This window comes from Sinorhizobium meliloti, from assembly GCF_017876815.1.
GTDB lineage: Bacteria > Pseudomonadota > Alphaproteobacteria > Rhizobiales > Rhizobiaceae > Sinorhizobium > Sinorhizobium meliloti.
In genome coordinates this window covers 357,495-371,991 of sequence record NZ_JAGIOS010000001.1, presented here as the reverse complement: position 1 = coordinate 371,991, position 14,497 = coordinate 357,495, and the positions used below count along the sequence as shown (strand labels likewise).

Here is a 14,497-nt window from a genome sequence, read left to right as displayed (position 1 = left end):
GGGCCTGTTGGGCAACATGTCTCAATTGTCTGCTCCCGCTACACCTGGCGTGGAAAATGCCCGCCGCCTGCTGGTTCTGGCGCTCGGCTCCGTCGGCGTCGTGTATGGGGATATCGGCACCAGCCCGCTCTATGCCTTCCGCGAAGCCTTGCGCCCCGTCTCGCACGACGGCGTGACGGACGTCGAGATCATCGGTTTGATCTCGCTGATGATCTGGGCGCTGACGATCATCGTCACGATAAAATACGTGCTATTCCTGCTGCGGGCGGACAATCAGGGCGAGGGCGGCACGCTCTCCCTGCTGGCACTGCTCATGAAGACCGCCAATGGTCACACGGCGATCCTGTTCTTCATGGGGATCGCCGGCGCCGCGCTCTTCATCGGCGACGCGATGATCACACCGGCACTGTCGGTGCTCTCGGCCGTCGAGGGTTTGAAGTTGGTTACCCCGGCCCTTTCGGACTACGTCGTTCCGATCGCCGTCGTGATCCTCCTGCTCCTCTTCACCGTCCAGTCGAAGGGTACCGCGGCGGTTTCCAACTTCTTCGGGCCGATTACGCTCATCTGGTTCGTCGTCATGGGCACGATCGGCTTCGTTCATATTGCCGACGATCTGTCGATTTTCAGAGCCTTCAACCCGTATTATGCCGCCAGCTTTCTGTTCAACGAAGGCTATGTCGGCATCGTCGTACTCGGCGCCGTCTTCCTGACGGTCACGGGTGCCGAGGCGCTTTACGCCGATCTCGGCCATTTCGGCCGGCGGCCGATCCAATGGGCCTGGTTCACCGTCGTCTTCCCGGCGCTCACGCTGAACTATCTGGGGCAGGGCGCCTTCGTGCTGAAGAACCCGGAGGCGATGTCCGATCCCTTCTTCCTGATGTTTCCGAAATGGGCGCTGCTGCCTGCCGTCATTCTTGCGACCGCAGCCACCATCATCGCCAGTCAGGCGGTCATAACCGGCGCGTTTTCGCTGACGCGCCAGGCCATTCACCTTGGCTTCCTGCCGCGCATGGCGATTTTCCATACGTCCGAAACCCATACGGGCCAGATTTACCTGCCGAACGTCAACACGCTTTTGATGTTCGGCGTCATGGCGCTCGTCTTCCTCTTCGGCTCCTCGGAGGCGCTCGCGACCGCCTACGGCATTTCCGTCACCGGTGCGATGGTGGTCACCACGGTGCTTTCCTTCGAATTCCTGCGTATGCGGTGGAATTGGCCGACCTGGTGGGCGGCCGGTGCGCTGCTGCCGCTGTTCGTGCTGGAATTCGTCTTCCTGGGCGCCAACATGCTGAAGATCCACGATGGCGGCTACGTGCCGATCCTGATCGCGGCGACCTTCATCGTCATCATGTGGACCTGGAAGCGCGGCACAGCAATCCTGCACGCCAAGACCCGCCATATCGACATTCCGCTGGCAAGCTTCATCAAATCGGTCGAGCGCCAGAGCGAGCACGCGCCGGTGTCGGTGACCGGCACGGCGATATTCCTGACCAGCGATCCGGAATCGACTCCTGCCGCCCTGCTGCACAACATCAAACACAACCACGTTCTGCATCAGCAGAACTTCATCCTGACGATCCGGACGGCAAACACGCCGAAGGTGCCGAAGGAAGAGCGGGTCAGCGTGCGGCGGTTGTCGGAGCGTTTCACTCTGCTGGAAATGAAGTTCGGCTTCATGGAGACGCAGAATGTCTCTCAGGCGCTGGGCCTCTTCAGGAAGTCGGGCCTGAAGTTCGACATCATGTCGACCTCATTCTATCTCGGCCGGCGCAAACTCGTGCCCGACGCCCAGTCCGGCATGCCGCATTGGCAGGACCGCCTGTTCATCGCACTCGCCAATGCTGCGATCGATCCCTCCGACTATTTCCGCCTGCCGACGAACCGGGTGGTCGAACTCGGCTCTCATGTGATCATCTGATCCGAAGACGCTGTCCCTCAAACTGCGCACTTCCGCACGGAAAACCGCTACACACTTTTCCTGGAAGTGCTTTGGCAATGCCAGGCGAATTGCCGGTCTCGGCGCGTCCGCATTAACCAAACATCAAGGTTAATGCCGCATTTTCAAGGCTCAAGAGAAACGGTCCCGGCGAGCCGGCCGACCAACCTTAGCGTCCTGCATGGAATCTTGCCGCTGGCCTATTGCCGGCTTGCGAGAACGCGTGCCTGAGAAAGAGTTTCTGGAGCCGACCGGTGCGTAAGAGTTGGAAGTTGCGTGACAAGTTTCGGTTTTCGTTCTCGGCCTGGCGCGGTCCGGCGATCCTAGGCCTTGCCGTCTTCCTCGGCTTTCCCTCGGCGGTCGCCTATTCGGACATCGCGACGTTTCTGTCCGGCATCAACCGCGGCGGCGAGCGGTGGCGCACCTATCTCACTCCGTCGCCGGCCGGCTCCCTCCACGAAGTCGAGATGGTCTTCACGGACCCGATCACCACCGGTGCGCTCGATGGCGGCGCCGGCATGACCCTGCCAGATGGCGGCCGCGTGGCGCTGACCGCCGAATCGAAGCACCAGGGGACGCCGGACGAGGATCGCGTGACGCGGAAGCTGAAGAAGGGGCGAATCGTCGCGGTAACGCCGGTGACCCCGCCCAAGGACTTCAGCGCCGGCTCCATCCTTCAGCGCACGAGCTCGCTTATCGGCCCGGCCCTCGACGGCCCCGAAAAGATGGTCTTTGCCAAGCCGAAGATCAAAGGCAAGGAGATCGAGATCGCCACGGCCTTCTACCGCAAGACGCCGCCGAAGCCCGAACCGGGCCTCTCGCCGATGCTTGCCAAGCTCGTCACCAACGACAAGCCCGACATTCTTGCGACTGCCTATGTCCGGCCCGAGCCGGACTATGCGCGTGAATCACCCTTCGATTCGATCCTGCGGAACGACGAAAATGCAGGGCGCTTCATCCCGGATATCGCGCCCGACGATCATGCCTGGGCGGCAACGCCGCTGCCGCCAACCGTCTTCAGCAAGGAAGAGCAGACCTGTCTGGCCGAGGGGATCTATTTCGAGGCCCGCAGCGAATCCGTCAAGGGTCAGGCCGCGGTGGCGCAGGTCATTCTCAATCGCGTCCGCAACCCGACCTACCCGAAAACGATCTGCGGCGTCGTCTACCAGAACAAGGCCTGGCGCAACCGCTGCCAGTTCTCCTTCGCCTGCGACATGATCCGCGACCTGATCTATTCGCGATCGCACTGGAAGACGGCCAAGGAAGTCGCGCTCGCGGTGACCGCCGGCAGAATCTGGCTCCCCGAAGTCGGCTCGGCGACCCATTATCACGCCACCTATGTGAATCCCGCCTGGGCAAAGACGATGAAGCGTGTCGGCAAGATCGGCCTGCACATCTTCTACAGGACCTATGGCGGCGGCTGGAGCTGACGGCGAAGCTGCCTGCGCGCCCCTGTCAGCCGCCGGAGCCGCGGGCGTGACCCCGCGGCTCCGGCGGCGATTCCCTCTGCACCTTTGTCGCAGCTTACCGGATTTATCGCTAAACCACTGAATTGAAACAAGAATATTGTCCACGTAGAAGGTGCCTGCATGCCTTGACTATGCGGGTGCCTAAAACTATGTTGCGCGCGACTTCAAATGGGGCCGAAGCGTGGCTTGAACAGCGGCCGTTTGTATGACCGAGATCGCGTTCGACCGCGTGGGGCTGCAAAGGGGAGCCATGTGACGGAGAAGCCGGAAGAAAGTCTGGAAGCGCGGCTCAAGCGCCTCGGCGACGACATCAAGTCCAAGAAGCGGGCGGATGTTTCGGAAGGGGCGGATGGGCGCGCTGATGAAAGCCGCAAGGGATACGCGGCGGCGATGAAGCTTTCGAGCGAATTCATCGCCGGCATCCTGGTCGGGGCGTTTCTGGGCTATCTTTTGGACCACTTTGCGGGTACAGGGCCGTGGGGCATGATCGTCCTCCTGCTTCTCGGCTTCTGTGCCGGTGTCTTGAACGTGCTGCGTTCCGCCGGTTTGGTGGCGACAACCGACCAGCGGAAAGGCGGGTCGGGCACGGATAAAGAGGACGGCGGCGACGCCTGAGGTGTCGCCGGGAAGAACAGTATTTCCGCTCGCGGGCGGGCAGAACGAAAGAGAAGCGCGGTGTCAAACGATCCGACCCACCAGTTCCTGGTCAACAAGATTGTCCCGCTCGAGATCGGCGGAATTGACTTTTCCTTCACCAATGCGTCGCTGTTCATGGTGGCGACCGTCGGTGCGGCTGCCGGCTTCCTCTATCTGACGACATCGCAGCGCGGGCTTATCCCGACGCGCATGCAGTCGGTTTCGGAAATGTCCTACGAGTTCATCGCCTCGATGCTTCGCGAAGGCGCCGGCAGTCACGGGATGAAATTCTTCCCGATGGTCTTCTCGCTGTTCATGTTCATCCTGACGGCGAACCTGCTCGGCATGGTCCCCTATTTCTTCACCGTCACCAGCCAGATCATCGTCACCTTCGCGCTTGCGGTCTTCGTGATCGGCACCGTCCTTCTCTACGGCTTCTACAAGCACGGCTTCGGCTTCCTCAAGCTTTTCGTGCCGCAGGGAGTGCCGGGCGCGCTCCTGCCGCTGGTCGTGGCGATCGAAATCATCTCGTTCCTTTCCCGACCCATCAGCCTCTCGGTCCGTCTCTTCGCCAACATGCTGGCCGGCCATATCACGCTGAAGGTCTTCGCAGGCTTCGTCGCCTCGCTCAGCGCCTTTGGTGCGCTCGGCATCGGCGGTGCGATCCTGCCGCTCATCATGACCGTCGCGCTTACCGGTCTTGAATTCCTGGTCGCCTTCCTCCAGGCCTATGTCTTTGCGGTGCTGACCTGCATGTACCTCAACGATGCGGTCCACCCCGGAGGCCACTAAGGAATAAACAGTCGCTGGTTTCCGGTCGGCTTGCCGCCGGAAGCACAAATCTTAAGCCGCAACACCATTTCGAAGGAGTCAATCATGGAAGCGGAAGCAGCAAAGTACATCGGTGCAGGTCTTGCATGCCTTGGTATGGCCGGCACGGCTCTCGGCCTCGGCAACATCTTCGGCAGCTACCTGTCCGGCGCACTGCGCAATCCGTCGGCAGCTGACGGCCAGTTCGGCCGCCTCGTATTCGGCTTCGCCGTTACGGAAGCTCTGGGCATCTTCTCGCTGCTCATTGCACTCCTCCTCCTCTTCGCCGTCTGATATCGGCAGAAGTTTTGGCCGCGGCCCGAAAGGCCGCGGCCGCGCATATTCTTGAGTGCACCTGGAGGTGAGCATGTTTGTGACCGCGGCATATGCCCAGTCATCCACCACCGAAGGCGCCGAAGCACACGATGCCGCTGCGGCCGGTGAGGTGCACACCGAAACGGGTGTGGCCCACGAAGCCGATCATGGCGCCGGCGTGTTCCCGCCCTTCGATACGACCCATTTCGCTTCGCAGCTTCTGTGGCTCGCGATCACCTTCGGCCTGTTCTATCTCCTGATGTCGAAGGTCATCATTCCGCGCATCGGGGGGATTCTCGAGACGCGTCATGACCGGATCGCCCAGGATCTCGATGAGGCATCCCGCCTGAAGGGCGAGGCCGATGCCGCCATTGCTGCTTACGAGCAGGAGTTGGCAGGCGCCAGAGCCAAGGGCCATTCGATTGCCGACACCGCCCGCGAAGCGGCCAAGGCGAAGGCCAAGGCCGACCGCGACGGTGTCGAAGCCGGTCTTGCGAAGAAGATTGCCGCTGCAGAAGCGCGCATCGCCGACATCAAGTCGAAGGCTCTTGCCGATGTCGGCGCGATCGCCGAGGAAACGGCGACAGCCGTTGTCAAACAATTGATCGGCGGGACCGTCACCAAGGCCGAGATCGCTGCGGCGTTCAAGGCTTCGGCCGGCAACTGAGGAAAAGAGAACCATGGCTCTTGATGCGACTTTCTATGCCCTCGTAGGCCTCATCCTCTTCTTTGTCCTCATCGCCTATCTCAAGGTCCCGGGCATGGTCGGCAAGGCGCTCGACGCCCGCGCCGACAAGATCAGCAATGAACTGGCCGAAGCCAAGCGTCTGCGCGAGGAAGCCCAGAGTCTCGTTGCCGAGTACCAGCGCAAGCGCAAGGACGCCGAAGCCGAAGCCGCAAGCATCGTCGCCGCGGCCCAGCGCGAGGCGGAGATGCTGACTGCGGAAGCCAAGCAGAAGACCGAGGAATATGTCGCGCGCCGCACGGCACTTTCCGAACAGAAGATCAAGCAGGCCGAAAGCGATGCGATCAACGCCGTCCGCGCAGCTGCGGTGGACCTGGCAATCAGCGCGGCCGAGAAAGTGCTCGCGAGCAAGGCCGATGCAGGCGCGCAGGAGACGCTTTTCAAGAAGGCGATTGGCGAAGTCAAAGCGCGCCTGAACTAAGCGTAGCCGATAATACCCTGGAGATTGAAAAGCCCCGCTTCGGCGGGGCTTTGCTTTGCGGGATCCGTTATCCGGGCAACCGTACGTCATGTGGGGCGAGCAGGAGAGCAGACCCCCTCTGGCCTGTCGGCCATCTCCCCCACAAGGGGGGAGAATACCTGCGGCGGGCCTTCGCTTCCACTTCTGCGTTCTGCCCGTGGCATCGTTTTGGGCGTGCGAAGGTCAAACCGTTTGTCGCCCGCCCCAAGGCAATGGTCCCGCGAGAGGATCAGATGTGTATATGCCCTATCGCAGGCGGGGAGAGGGGACTTAAGAGCGTTCCGCGAGTCCCTTCGCCCCGCCTGCGGGGAGAAGGTGCCGGCAGGCGGATGAGGGGGGGCTTCACCTCCGTCAAACCTGGCGGAACGGGCGGAAGCTCATGCGGTGCAGGGAGCAGGGGCCGTGGCTTTCGATCGCCGTGCGATGCTTCACGGTCGCATAGCCCGCATGATGGGCAAAGCCGTAGAGCGGGAAAGTTGCATCGGCGCGGGCCATCATGCGGTCACGGGTGACCTTGGCGACGATCGATGCGGCGGCGATCGACACGGAGCGGCTGTCCCCCTTGACGATCGCTTTTGCGTGGCAGGAGAGGCCGGGCGGCACGTCGCGGCCGTCAACCAGAACGATGCGGGCCGCCAGTTCGAGGCCGTGAACGGCGCGGCGCATCGCATCGAGGCTGGCCTTCAGGATATCTGTCGTGTCGATGCGCGCCGACGAGGACGAGGCGATGGAAACCGTCGATGTCGCCAGAATTTCTTCGAACAGCGCCTCGCGCTGCTCCGCGGTCAGCAGCTTGCTGTCGTTGAGACCCGCCGGGATGGCGTCCGGATCGAGAATGACCGCGGCGGCGACGACCGGGCCCGCAAGCGGTCCCCGCCCAGCTTCGTCGGCTCCCGCGACCGGCCAGAAACCGTCGCGATGGGCGGCGCGCTCGAAGGTGAAATCCGGAACGGGCGCCTGAAGAGGAAAAAGAGGGGAATCGGGCTGTTTGCGACGTGACATGAAAAGACACTCGCATACTCGCCCGATTCCCTTCAAGCCCCCGGCTCGGTTTGCGGCGGTTGCCGGGGGGAACCAGCGCCGCCCCGTGGGGCAAAGGGCGGATGCTGGAATTTTCAAAGCCGTTCCACAGCGGGAAAGAGTGGCGGCTTATGCTTTCGATCTAAAGAAGCGACAGCTGAACGCCCATTCCTAGCGGCGGCACGAAGAGATCGCTGCGCAATTGCCGGCGCGTCAGATTGAGGCCGAGCCGCTTGGCCGCAAGCTCGAATCGACGGCCGATCTGCCAGGCGTAAGGTCCGCTGCCCTTCATTCGTTTACCGAACTCGGCATCGTAATCCTTGCCGCCGCGCATGGAGCGGATGAGCGACATGACGTGCCGGTAGCGGTCCGGGTAGTTTCTGAGAAGCCAGTCACGAAACAGGGGGCTCACCTCCAGCGGAAGCCGGAGGAGTACGTAGCTCGCATCCGACGCGCCCGCCGACTTCGCCGAATCGAGCACGCGCTCGATCTCGTGATCGTTCAGCGCCGGAATGATCGGCGCGACCAGTACTCCAGCGGGAATGCCGGCCTCGGAAATTGCGCGTAGCGCCTCCAGCCGCTTGGTGGGCGTCGACGCCCGCGGTTCCATGCTGCGCGCCAGTTTCCGGTCGAGCGTGGTCACCGAAATGCCGACCCGGGCAAGACCCTTTTCCGCCATCGGCGCCAGCAGGTCGATATCGCGCGTCACCATGGCCGATTTTGTAACGATCATCACCGGATGATTGGCCTCCTTCAGCACTTCCAGGATCTGGCGCATGATCCGCCATTCCTTTTCGATCGGCTGATAGGGATCGGTATTTGTGCCGATCGCGATCGGGCGAAGCTTATAGTCCGGCTTCGCCAGCTCGCGCTCGAGAAGACGTGGCGCGTCGGGCTTGGCGAAGAGCTTGGCTTCGAAATCAAGCCCTGCCGAGAGCCCCATATAGGCGTGCGTAGGCCGCGCGAAGCAGTAGATGCAGCCATGCTCGCAGCCGCGATAGGGGTTGATCGATCGGTCGAAAGATATGTCGGGAGATTCGTTGCGCGTGATCGCCGTCTTCGGCTTTTCTATCTGGACCTCGGTCTTGAACGGCGGCAACTCCTCGAGCGTTTGCCACCCGTCATCGAAGACTTCGCGCGATTTCTGCTCGAAGCGTCCCGAGATGTTGAGGGCGGCACCGCGGCCACGCCGACGATCGACGTCGATTCGGATGCCGGATCCGGCGACGAGGGCCTCCGCCACATCCACGCTGTTGCCGGGCGCATAGACGCCCTGCTTGAGTTGAGACAGATCGTTCATCGAAATCTCCCCGGAACCATGCTCGGCTCGCTTGGTGCTGATTATTTTCCTAGCGCAGAAAATAGAACAAATCAAGAACAAATATTCAGCACATCTCCTGGGAAGGCGCGCGTTCATCCGCCACCCTGTGCGGACCTGCACTTGTAGCAATCTGCGCTGCGATGCGGTAGGAACGGCTATGCTGACGGTCATCATGGAAACGAAGGACAACGAAGCGGAGCTCGCACAGACGCTCTCGGCGCTCGTTGCCGGCGCGGTGGAAGGGCTCGTCAGCGATGTAATAATCCTGGACCACGGATCGACCGACGGCTCCCCCAGGGTCGCGGATGCTGCCGGTTGCCGTTTCTGCCTTGAGTGGGATCTCGGCGATGTCCTTCGTTCCGCCCGCGGCGAGTGGTTGATGCTCCTGGAGCCTGGTGCCCGCCCTATCGGTCGCTGGGTGGATGAACTGGCCGAATACGTCTCTCTGAACAGGAGCCCGGCGCGGTTTTCTCCCTCGCGAATGCATAAGCGCCCGCTTCTCAAGCGCTTGGCGCACAGGGCGCCGCCGCTGGAGTCCGGATTTCTGCTGCCGAAGGGGGACGCGGTCGCGGCTGCCCGCGGCAAGATGCCGCTCAGCGCCCTTGCGAGCGGACGAGCCGCCCGCAAACTTGCGACCGAGCTCGTCCCGTCCTGGGTCGCATTGGACAACCGGTCGGTGGGAGAACGGCACCGGACGCCCTGTTCGTAGAGCGGGATAAGGAAAAGTGTGTGCGGCTTTCAGCCCGCTTCCCGCTCTAACTTATCGAGTTGACGGTCTACCGCATCGGCCCGAAAATCGGAATCGATCTTCGGGCCGATGCGCCCGATGCCGGAGTGGCATGACTTTCAGATCGAGCGGACTGCAAGCGAGTTCAACTGCCAGGCCGAGTCGATCGAAATGTCGATGCTGACGTCATTGAGGAACGTCCAGATGCGATCGGCCACCCCGACATAGACCCAGAGCTTGCGGCCAGCGGGGAAGGCCATCTCGGTGAACAGGTTGATGATTCTTCGTTCCCCAGGAACGGCCTGGATGGAGGTACCTGGAAAGCTCTCGCCATCGCCGCTGCAGTCGAGACCCGAGGCGAACCACTGGTCGCTCACCTCGTTCGCCGGTTCGACATCCTCCCAGTTCCAGAACACGGCCAGCACTAGGCGGCCGCGCGTCGTGGCGTGAAAGTCGGACCACCCGAACTCGTCGTAGGTCGAGATGTGATGGCGGCAGATGAGGGCCGACAAGTCTGCCTTGACTTGCAGTATACCGGTGCGGAGCGTCTTGAACGGCACGAGGTAGCCGTTCTCCCGATAGGCGCAGAGGATTTCAGCATCGGAGGCACTATTGTTGCGGGCGATCAGTCTCGATCCCATCCGTCCCGCACAGTCCAAATAGGAACTGTTCTCCACGATTGCTCCGTCGCCGGTTGCCTGGTTCTGCTCGAGTCTGTCCCAGCAGCCTCCAAAGGGCGGGAGGAACAGCTTTTCCTTGTCGGGATCGGGCGCGACATACACGAGCGGCGGTTGTTTGAAGATGTCGGCGACGCTGCCGACCACCGTTTCGTGGCGGTGGAAGGCTTCGTGGCCCCTCACCAACTCGCCGACTTCGCCATAGGCACGCTTATGAAGCCGTTTGAGCGCGTTCAGATCAAGGCCGGTATTCCTGGCCTCGACGAGCGACCTGTATCGAAGACCGGGCCCGCGCGGATCATCACGTCGGCCCGACCTTGCGACCTGCGCGATCCTGTCGCGCAGGTCAGGTGAAAAGACCTGCCGGCGCTGCTCTGCGAAAGACTGGCGCAATGCGTCCAGCCTGGTTACCGTTGCCTGCCATTCATCCTTCTGCCGACGTTCGTAGAAGGCCTGCAGCCCCAGCGGAACCTCGGTCTCGGGCCGATCCGTTTTCGAGTAAGCGTGCTCTGCCGTTCCCATGACTTCCTCCTACCCTGGCGGGTTGCAGTGCGGGCCTTGTCGACCAGCGCGCCTGCGTCTGAGTGAAAACGAGGAAAAGGGGCTCCGAGGCGGCAAATGCGAGTGGGCTTTCTCCGTCGATGAGAAGCCGTGACATGGTGGCCGTAGCCCCGAGCTGAGCCGCTTCTCCGAAGCAAGAATGGGGCGTACCTTGCGGTACCCCCAAAGTGGCTCTCAAATGACCTTGTTTATGAAAAATATCCGTCTGTGAAAATGTCTTGCCATGCATGCCCATCGTTTCGGACGGGCAGCACGTCGTAGCCTTCTCTCTTTCCCAATATTGCCCCGGAAAGAGGCCGGGCATTCGCTCGAAGCAATTAAACGGTGCTTGCCTTGCCCGCTTCGAGCCAAGCCGACGAAGGCAAACTAGCGGGATTCGGGGCGCGGGTCTGTTCCAAACGGAACACGAATCTCGTCAGCCGCGCTTCAGGTGCTCGTCGAGCCGCGGCATGATCTCGACGAAATTGCACGGCATGTGCCGGTAATCGAGTTGCTGCTTCAGGATTCCGTCCCAGGCGTCCTTGCAGGCACCGGGGGATCCGGGCAGGACGAAGATGAACGTCGCATTGGCGACCCCGCCCGTGACCCGCGACTGGATCGTCGACGTGCCGATCTTCTCGTAAGAGATCCGGTGGAACACCTCCGAAAAGCCATCCATGCGTTTCTCGAAGAGCGGCTCCAGCGCTTCCGGCGTAACGTCGCGGCCCGTGAATCCGGTGCCCCCGGTGGTGATGACGACGTCGATCGCGGCATCGAGCGTCCAGGCCTTCACCTGTCCGTAGATCTTCTCGCGCTCGTCGGGAACGATTGTCCGCGCCTCGAGCCGGTGGCCGGCCTCTCGTATTCTCGCTTCGAGCACATCGCCGGACTTGTCGTCCGCGCGTGTGCGCGTGTCCGAGACCGTGAGCACGGCGATGCCGATGGGGATGAAGGGGCGTCTTTCATCGAGGCTGGGCATTCTGGCGTTATCCTGATTTTCCCGCGGTTCGCGTCGCCTGAACGTACCATCGCGGGTGGCCGGCGGAAATGGTCTCAGCGGCACGTTCGGCGCTTTTCATCCCCGTGAACAGGCCGAAGCAGGTGGCACCCGAGCCGGACATCCGCACGAGCGCCGCGCCTGCGTCGCGCAATGCGTTCGAGACGGTTTCGATCATCGGCTCGTGCGCACGTGCCGGCGGCTCCAGGTCGTTCCGCATGGCCGCCATGGCCGTCAGCCATTCGGCAGTCGAGCGGGCATCTTCAGGCAAGACCAGCGGAGGATTGGTCTTCCTGACGAGCGATCGGAAGATAACCGGCGTGGAGACCGCGACGAGGGGATTGACGAGGACGACGTCGAAGGGCGGCAGATCGGGAAGAGGCGTGATCTCTTCGCCGATGCCTCTCGCGACGAGGGGCCCCCGGTCGAGACACATCGGGACGTCCGCGCCGAGCTGCAGCGCAAGGCTGTTGAGGCTTGCCGCTTCGACAGTCGCGCCCCAGAGCGACAGCAGCCCGCGCAGAGTCGCGGCTGCATCGGCCGAGCCGCCGCCGATCCCCGATGCTATCGGCAGGTTCTTCTCGAGATGCAGATGAACCGGGCCTGCCATTCTACCCTGCGCCGCAAGCTCGCGCCGCAGCAGGTCCCGGGCGCGGAGCACGAGATTACCACCATTGCCCTCGGCTGAAAGGTCGGTCGCGAAGCGGCCCGACACCGTGAAACGGTCCCTGTCCGCCGCGATCAGCCCGACCCGGTCGCCACATTCGGCGAAGGTCACCAGGCTTTCCAGCAGATGGTGGCCGTCGGCGCGCTGCCCGACGACGTGCAGCGCGAGATTGATCTTGGCGGGCGCCGCAAAGGTCAGTGCGAAGCCCGGAATGCCGCCTGCCTGCATGTTGCAGTCAGGACTTCTTGTCCGGCGCTGTCTCCGGGCCGGTCTTTTTCGGCAGCTTTTCCTTGGCATCCGCCGCCGCCGGGACCGGTTCCTTAAGCGGCGGCAGACCGTTTTCGATCTTCGCCTTGATCTTCGGAATTTCCGCTTCCTCGGGCTTCAGCTCCAGCGCCTGATTCCACTGGAACACCGCTTCGAGCTTCCGGCCGACGCGCCAGTAGGCGTCGCCGAGGTGGTCGTTGATCGTCGCGTCGCCGGCCATCAGTTCCGCAGCGCGCTCGAGCTCGGTCACAGCCTCGTCGAACCGGTTCATGCGGAAATAGGCCCAGCCGAGCGAGTCGACGATGTAGCCATCGTCGGGCTTGAGCTCGACCGCCTTGCGGATCATCTCAAGCCCGTCCTCGAGGTTGATGTTCATGTCGACCCAGGAATAGCCGAGATAGTTCAGAACCTGCGGCTGATCCGGGTTGAGCTCCAGCGCCTTGCGAAAGTTCGGCTCGGCCTTTTCCCAGAGCTTCTGGCGTTCGTAGGCAATGCCGCGCTGGAAGAAGACGGTCCAGTCGCTCCGCTTCGGCACGGGGCCGATCGCGGCGACCGCGCGGTCGTAAAGCTCGCCCATCTCCTTGTAGTTCTTGGCGTCGGAAAGCACGCTGCCATAGGCGAGATAGTTGCGGATGTTCTTGGGATCGACGTCGATCAGCCCTTTCAGATGCTTCTTCGCCTCGTCGACCTTGCCGATGCCGGCGAGGCTGAGGCCAAGCTGGAGTTCGGAAAGGCGACGCATCGGCGAGCTCTCCGGCACGCTCTTGTAAAGCTCGATCGCCTCTTCCGGCTTTTTCAGATTTTCGGCGATGCCGCCGAGCATCACGAGAATATCGGCGCTTTCCGGGTCGAGCCGTCGCGCCGTCTGAAGGTAGAGCGAAACTATGTCTTCCGCGCCCTCGCGGTTGAGTGCGCCGCCGATCGAAAAGAGCACGGCGGCCGCACCCTGCACGGCGTTGCGTACCTGCTGCTCCTGCGGCTTTCCTTCCTCGACACTCTTCCTCAGCGCCTCGAGCGGAGTGTAGTTGTTGACGAGGCTTTCGCCGACGGAAATCGTATCCAACGCCTTCTGCTTGTTGCCTTCGCGCGCTTCGAACCGCGCCAGCGCCTCGACGGCCCGCATGAAGGTGTCCGGCGCGGCGCCGCCGCCTTCGCGGTCAAGAATGGCGTCGTTGAGCCGGGCGCGCGCAGTCGCCTTGTCTCCGGCCGCAAGCGCAATCGCCCCGGCATGATAGTTCCTGAAGATCCGGAACCATTCCGGGCCCTCCAGATTCTTGATCTGCGCCAGCGCCTCCTTCGGCCGGCCCTGGCCGAACTTGGCCCAGGCGGAAAGCAGCGAACTCATCAGCCGGTCGAGATCGTTCGGACCATCGTAGTTCAAGAGCTTTTGCGCGTTGCGGTATTCGCGCTTGCGGATCGCTTCGATCGCGCGGACCACCGTGGTGATCCTTTCGACGGCGGGATCCGATTTCAGCTCTTCGGCGATCTTGGCGCCTTCATCGAACTTGCCGCTCATCAGCAGCGTGATCATCAGCCGCTGCTTGACATCGTTATTGCCGGGCTCGAACCTGAGTGCGGTACGATAGAGCTCGGTTGCCGCAGCAAAGTCGCGATCGACGTCCGCCGTGCGCGCCGCAAGGAATGCGCCGGCAAAGGTGTTGACGCTCCTGATGTCGAAAGGCTCGGCGTCTTCGACCGGCGCCTTCTCCTCGGCAAAGGCCTGCTGGTTGCCGCTCACCGTTGCAAGAACCAGCATTGCCACGCCGCTGAAAAGGCGAAGGAATGTATTCTGCCGCATATCAAACCTTTCATTGCCGATGGTACGCTTCGAGGCGCCACCGCTGGTTGGCCCGGAGCCGATTGGAAATCGGGCGCAAGTCTTCAAGAATAGAATGGCTTTTTTGGCGCAG

The 14,497-nt window shown here is 62.3% G+C and carries 14 protein-coding genes; 8 read left to right on the top strand and 6 right to left on the bottom strand.

Going from position 1 to position 14,497, the window contains the following annotated elements:
* Window positions 1-16 precede the first annotated feature (16 nt).
* From JOH52_RS01790 to JOH52_RS01760, 7 genes are all read left to right on the top strand, one after another.
* A complete protein-coding gene (locus tag JOH52_RS01790) occupies window positions 17-1,918 on the top strand; it encodes a potassium transporter Kup (RefSeq protein WP_013844091.1) in 1,902 nt (633 codons plus the stop codon).
* Window positions 1,919-2,208: 290 nt separating this feature from the next.
* Window positions 2,209-3,366, top strand: a complete 1,158-nt coding sequence (locus JOH52_RS01785) for a cell wall hydrolase (protein ID WP_010968853.1) — start codon at window positions 2,209-2,211, stop codon at window positions 3,364-3,366.
* Between the two features lie 291 nt (window positions 3,367-3,657).
* Window positions 3,658-4,020, top strand: coding sequence for an AtpZ/AtpI family protein (locus JOH52_RS01780; RefSeq protein ID WP_003533647.1), 363 nt, complete (start codon window positions 3,658-3,660; stop codon window positions 4,018-4,020).
* Window positions 4,021-4,080: 60 nt separating this feature from the next.
* Entirely contained in the window at window positions 4,081-4,833 is a 753-nt protein-coding gene (locus JOH52_RS01775) for a F0F1 ATP synthase subunit A (RefSeq protein WP_003533645.1), read from the top strand.
* An 84-nt stretch (window positions 4,834-4,917) separates the two neighbouring features.
* Window positions 4,918-5,145, top strand: a complete 228-nt coding sequence (locus JOH52_RS01770; RefSeq protein WP_003533642.1) for a F0F1 ATP synthase subunit C — start codon at window positions 4,918-4,920, stop codon at window positions 5,143-5,145.
* Window positions 5,146-5,218: 73 nt separating this feature from the next.
* Window positions 5,219-5,833 (top strand): F0F1 ATP synthase subunit B, encoded by a 615-nt coding sequence (locus JOH52_RS01765; protein ID WP_010968855.1) that lies wholly within the window; start codon window positions 5,219-5,221, stop codon window positions 5,831-5,833.
* A 13-nt stretch (window positions 5,834-5,846) separates the two neighbouring features.
* Window positions 5,847-6,332, top strand: coding sequence for a F0F1 ATP synthase subunit B (locus JOH52_RS01760; RefSeq protein ID WP_003533637.1), 486 nt, complete (start codon window positions 5,847-5,849; stop codon window positions 6,330-6,332).
* Window positions 6,333-6,722: 390 nt separating this feature from the next.
* On the opposite strand, the gene JOH52_RS01755 is transcribed toward JOH52_RS01760, so the two are convergent.
* Window positions 6,723-7,373, bottom strand: coding sequence for a ribonuclease HII (locus tag JOH52_RS01755; RefSeq protein ID WP_003533269.1), 651 nt, complete (start codon window positions 7,371-7,373; stop codon window positions 6,723-6,725).
* Between the two features lie 160 nt (window positions 7,374-7,533).
* Window positions 7,534-8,691, bottom strand: coding sequence for a PA0069 family radical SAM protein (locus tag JOH52_RS01750; protein WP_013844093.1), 1,158 nt, complete (start codon window positions 8,689-8,691; stop codon window positions 7,534-7,536).
* A 178-nt stretch (window positions 8,692-8,869) separates the two neighbouring features.
* Here JOH52_RS01750 and JOH52_RS01745 point away from each other — a divergent pair, with 178 nt between their 5' ends.
* Window positions 8,870-9,421 carry a glycosyltransferase family protein gene (locus JOH52_RS01745; protein ID WP_014529082.1) on the top strand — a complete coding sequence of 184 codons (552 nt, stop codon included), beginning with the start codon at window positions 8,870-8,872 and terminating at the stop codon, window positions 9,419-9,421.
* A gap of 137 nt (window positions 9,422-9,558) precedes the next feature.
* Here JOH52_RS01745 and JOH52_RS01740 read toward each other — a convergent pair whose 3' ends face one another.
* The 4 genes from JOH52_RS01740 to JOH52_RS01725 all read right to left on the bottom strand — a co-directional run bounded on the left by JOH52_RS01740 (window position 9,559) and on the right by JOH52_RS01725 (window position 14,385).
* Window positions 9,559-10,638, bottom strand: a complete 1,080-nt coding sequence (locus JOH52_RS01740; protein ID WP_010968857.1) for a hypothetical protein — start codon at window positions 10,636-10,638, stop codon at window positions 9,559-9,561.
* A gap of 454 nt (window positions 10,639-11,092) precedes the next feature.
* Window positions 11,093-11,635: a molybdenum cofactor biosynthesis protein B gene (moaB, locus tag JOH52_RS01735; protein ID WP_014529083.1), complete on the bottom strand. Its 543-nt coding sequence runs from the start codon at window positions 11,633-11,635 to the stop codon at window positions 11,093-11,095.
* Window positions 11,636-11,642: 7 nt separating this feature from the next.
* The gene (locus tag JOH52_RS01730) at window positions 11,643-12,548 is read right to left on the bottom strand and encodes a 4-(cytidine 5'-diphospho)-2-C-methyl-D-erythritol kinase (protein WP_010968859.1); all 906 of its coding nucleotides are present in this window, start codon (window positions 12,546-12,548) and stop codon (window positions 11,643-11,645) included.
* A 7-nt stretch (window positions 12,549-12,555) separates the two neighbouring features.
* Window positions 12,556-14,385: a tetratricopeptide repeat protein gene (locus JOH52_RS01725; protein WP_010968860.1), complete on the bottom strand. Its 1,830-nt coding sequence runs from the start codon at window positions 14,383-14,385 to the stop codon at window positions 12,556-12,558.
* Window positions 14,386-14,497: the final 112 nt, after the last annotated feature.

Bases quoted from the DNA above. Each gene is read 5' to 3' on its own strand.
- JOH52_RS01790 (WP_013844091.1), top strand. From the start codon at position 17: ATGTCTCAATTGTCTGCTCCCGCTACACCTGGCGTGGAAAATGCCCGC.
- moaB (WP_014529083.1), bottom strand. From the start codon at position 11,635: ATGCCCAGCCTCGATGAAAGACGCCCCTTCATCCCCATCGGCATCGCC.
- JOH52_RS01750 (WP_013844093.1), bottom strand. From the start codon at position 8,691: ATGAACGATCTGTCTCAACTCAAGCAGGGCGTCTATGCGCCCGGCAAC.
- JOH52_RS01755 (WP_003533269.1), bottom strand. From the start codon at position 7,373: ATGTCACGTCGCAAACAGCCCGATTCCCCTCTTTTTCCTCTTCAGGCG.
- JOH52_RS01765 (WP_010968855.1), top strand. From the start codon at position 5,219: ATGTTTGTGACCGCGGCATATGCCCAGTCATCCACCACCGAAGGCGCC.
- JOH52_RS01745 (WP_014529082.1), top strand. From the start codon at position 8,870: ATGCTGACGGTCATCATGGAAACGAAGGACAACGAAGCGGAGCTCGCA.
- JOH52_RS01740 (WP_010968857.1), bottom strand. From the start codon at position 10,638: ATGGGAACGGCAGAGCACGCTTACTCGAAAACGGATCGGCCCGAGACC.
- JOH52_RS01730 (WP_010968859.1), bottom strand. From the start codon at position 12,548: ATGCAGGCAGGCGGCATTCCGGGCTTCGCACTGACCTTTGCGGCGCCC.
- JOH52_RS01725 (WP_010968860.1), bottom strand. From the start codon at position 14,385: ATGCGGCAGAATACATTCCTTCGCCTTTTCAGCGGCGTGGCAATGCTG.
- JOH52_RS01760 (WP_003533637.1), top strand. From the start codon at position 5,847: ATGGCTCTTGATGCGACTTTCTATGCCCTCGTAGGCCTCATCCTCTTC.
- JOH52_RS01770 (WP_003533642.1), top strand. From the start codon at position 4,918: ATGGAAGCGGAAGCAGCAAAGTACATCGGTGCAGGTCTTGCATGCCTT.